Raw genomic sequence first — 2,693 nt, 5'->3', positions numbered from 1 at the left:
GTCCTAAATACAAACTATGGGGGTAATGTTTTGAATTTTGGTTATTTGAATTTATTTGGAATTTGGAATTTGTGATTTGGAATTTCATAGCCATATCTATGTCAAATTTCGATTAATAAGTGCTATATACGCTATCGCTTCTATTTCAAAATTTACATCAAACGGGAGCCTGCTCACTTCAACACAACTTCGTGCTGGAGGCTCTGCTTTAAAGTAAGTTTTATAAATCTCATTCATTAGATTAAAATTTTTCATATCCTTTAAAAATACGGTTGTTTTCAAAACGCACTCTAAAGACGACCCGGCTGATTGTAAGATACTTTTTAATTTATTTAATGCCGTTGTAATCTCTTCTTCTAAACTATTTTTACCACTTGCTATCTGTCCTGAGACAAATAGCAAATTCCCAAAAGCAATTGCTGGCGAATAAGGTGTATCGGTGGTTTTATCTATTGAAATAACCTTTTTGTTCATCCTGGTTCCTGATACCTTGAAGTTCTGCGTGCTGGCGAGATAGCGTATCCACACTTACCACAATACTTTGACCCATCACGGTTAACCCAATGACACCGTGGGCAAGTATTTTTTAATCTATTGCCACACATAATGCAATATCCATCGTCTTCATCATTATCAAAATTACATCTTGTGCATCGCATGGCTATCCCCTTCGTAAAATGGTAACACACGATTAAAAAAAAGTCAAGTAGTTTTTCGTAACTAAGGACTTTTTGTTGACATAATCCCAAATCTATGATAAAATTTCTTTGAAAATATGAATATAAGCAAATTTATCATAAAAAGGCTTTATCAGATAATAATCACCCTGTTTATTATAATGACTTTATTGTTTATCCTCTTTCGGGTAATGCCCGGTGACCCGGCGTCAATGATTTTAGACCCAAAGATACCCGCTGAGGCAAAGATACTTATCCGTGAACAATTTGGTTTAGATAAACCATTATTCGTTCAATATGGATATTATCTTAAGAATATCTTAAGTTTAAATTTTGGCCACTCATTTTATTATCCTGAACCAGTTTTTGATATTGTGATGGAAAAACTACCTAACACTATCCTTTTATTTACTACCGCCACAATTTTAGCTTACTTAATTGGGCTTCCACTGGGGAAGTATCTTGCGTGGAAAAGAGGTAGTCGCATGGAAATAGGAATCACTGTCTTTGGATTATTTTTCTATACCATATTTATTCCCTGGTTTGGATTGATAATGATATGGATATTTGCCTATAAACTTAGTTGGTTTCCATTAGCCGGAATGCTAACCCCGGAAATCTGGTCAGATAAAAGTATTGGAATCTTACCGAAAATAGTGGATGTTTTATACCATTTAGCCCTACCTCTCTTTGTTCTAACACTGCTTTTCTTTGCTGGCTCTATGTTACTTATGCGAAATAGTATGTTAGAAACATTGCGGGAGGATTATATTACTACTGCCAGGGCAAAAGGACTTGATGAGAAAACAATCCGTGATAAACATGCCGCTCGAAATGCGATGTTGCCTGTTGTCACCGCCATGGCATTAAGTCTTGCCTTTTCGATGAATGGTGGGGTGCTGACCGAAAAGGTGTTTTCATGGCCTGGTTTAGGGAAACTTTTGATTGAAGCGGTGCTCTCTCACGATTATCCATTAGCCCAGGCGGCTTTTTTCTTACTCTCTGTTATCGTTCTTGTGTCCAATTTAATCGCAGATATCCTCTATGCCTATTTAGACCCGCGAATTAGATATTAGATGAAAATGTAACTATTCACCCTGTAGGAAAGTAGGAGAGTAGGGAAGTAGGAAAGGGAAAGAAAATGAATGAGAAGTTATAAGGGAAAAGGGGAAAAACAGGGGAAAATGGGAAAAGAAAAAATGGAATCACTTTTACCCTTTTTCCCAATTTTCCATTTTCCCTTTATTACACACTGATCACTTACAAAATCTTAATTTATGCCGTTGTTGAGTATAGTATGAAGTATTTTCCCCTCTTCCTACTTCCTACTTTCCTACTTCCTACTTCCTACTTGCTTGGTATGCTGAATAGTTACATGAAAATTAGATGAGACCAGAAAAGGAATAAAACTACAAAGGTTGAATAAAACATGGTGAGAACACACTGATGAGTCACTATAAATTGCCCGGGTAGAAATTTTGGAGCGGGAGAAGGGATTCGAACCCTCGACTCCAACCTTGGCAAGGTCGTACTCTACCAGCTGAGTTACTCCCGCACATCATTTATATTATACTTAACTAACATCTTTTTGTCAATCTTTTTTTTTGCTTCCCTCTGATAAATCGAAAGTAAAAAAACACGGATAGAAGGATTATCGTAACCGTTCAGGTGGTAATTTACCGCAGAGACGCAGAGGAACAGAGAAGACATAGAAATAAATCAGATAACAGAAAAGATATTGAGGTAATCTTTGTAATACATAGGACATCAAAACCAAATTTGTTAATCAATCATGATATGTTGGTCCTCAAAAGCTTGCACTGATGAAAATTCGTGATGGAATTCTGCGTCTGGTGAATAGATTTTAATTTTTTCTCTGCGTCTCTGTGTCTCTGCGGTAAGCGTTCAGGTGGTGTAACAAAAGGAGATGTGGAGATTAAGGAGATAGGGAGATATTATTAAAAAAATTGAAATTAATAGAAACTAATAGAAATTTATGGAAATTTGTTGTTTTCC

At 36.2% G+C, this 2,693-nt stretch carries 3 protein-coding genes and 1 tRNA gene; 1 reads left to right on the top strand and 3 read right to left on the bottom strand.

The features are described 5' to 3' along the window. Nucleotides 1-96: 96 nt before the first annotated feature. Nucleotides 97-474 carry a Rid family detoxifying hydrolase gene (locus AB1414_18805; GenBank protein MEW6609463.1) on the bottom strand — a complete coding sequence of 126 codons (378 nt, stop codon included), beginning with the start codon at nucleotides 472-474 and terminating at the stop codon, nucleotides 97-99. After that, entirely contained in the window at nucleotides 471-659 is a 189-nt protein-coding gene (locus AB1414_18800; protein ID MEW6609462.1) for a zinc-ribbon domain-containing protein, read from the bottom strand. The genes AB1414_18805 and AB1414_18800 overlap by 4 nt, the downstream gene beginning before the upstream one ends. A 116-nt stretch (nucleotides 660-775) precedes the next feature. On the opposite strand from AB1414_18800, the gene AB1414_18795 reads away from it, so the two are divergent. Next, nucleotides 776-1,753, top strand: a complete 978-nt coding sequence (locus AB1414_18795; protein ID MEW6609461.1) for an ABC transporter permease — start codon at nucleotides 776-778, stop codon at nucleotides 1,751-1,753. 403 nt (nucleotides 1,754-2,156) lie between these two features. On the opposite strand, the gene AB1414_18790 is transcribed toward AB1414_18795, so the two are convergent. Continuing rightward, nucleotides 2,157-2,232, bottom strand: a tRNA-Gly gene (locus tag AB1414_18790). Nucleotides 2,233-2,693: the final 461 nt, after the last annotated feature.

It is taken from the genome of bacterium, assembly GCA_040755795.1.
In the GTDB taxonomy this organism is placed as follows: domain Bacteria; phylum UBA9089; class CG2-30-40-21; order CG2-30-40-21; family SBAY01; genus JBFLXS01.
Note: the sequence above shows the minus strand (reverse complement) of the source record. Positions and strands in the feature narration are given on the sequence as shown.

Bases quoted from the DNA above. Each gene is read 5' to 3' on its own strand.
- AB1414_18805 (MEW6609463.1), bottom strand. From the start codon at position 474: ATGAACAAAAAGGTTATTTCAATAGATAAAACCACCGATACACCTTAT.
- AB1414_18800 (MEW6609462.1), bottom strand. From the start codon at position 659: ATGCGATGCACAAGATGTAATTTTGATAATGATGAAGACGATGGATAT.
- AB1414_18795 (MEW6609461.1), top strand. From the start codon at position 776: ATGAATATAAGCAAATTTATCATAAAAAGGCTTTATCAGATAATAATC.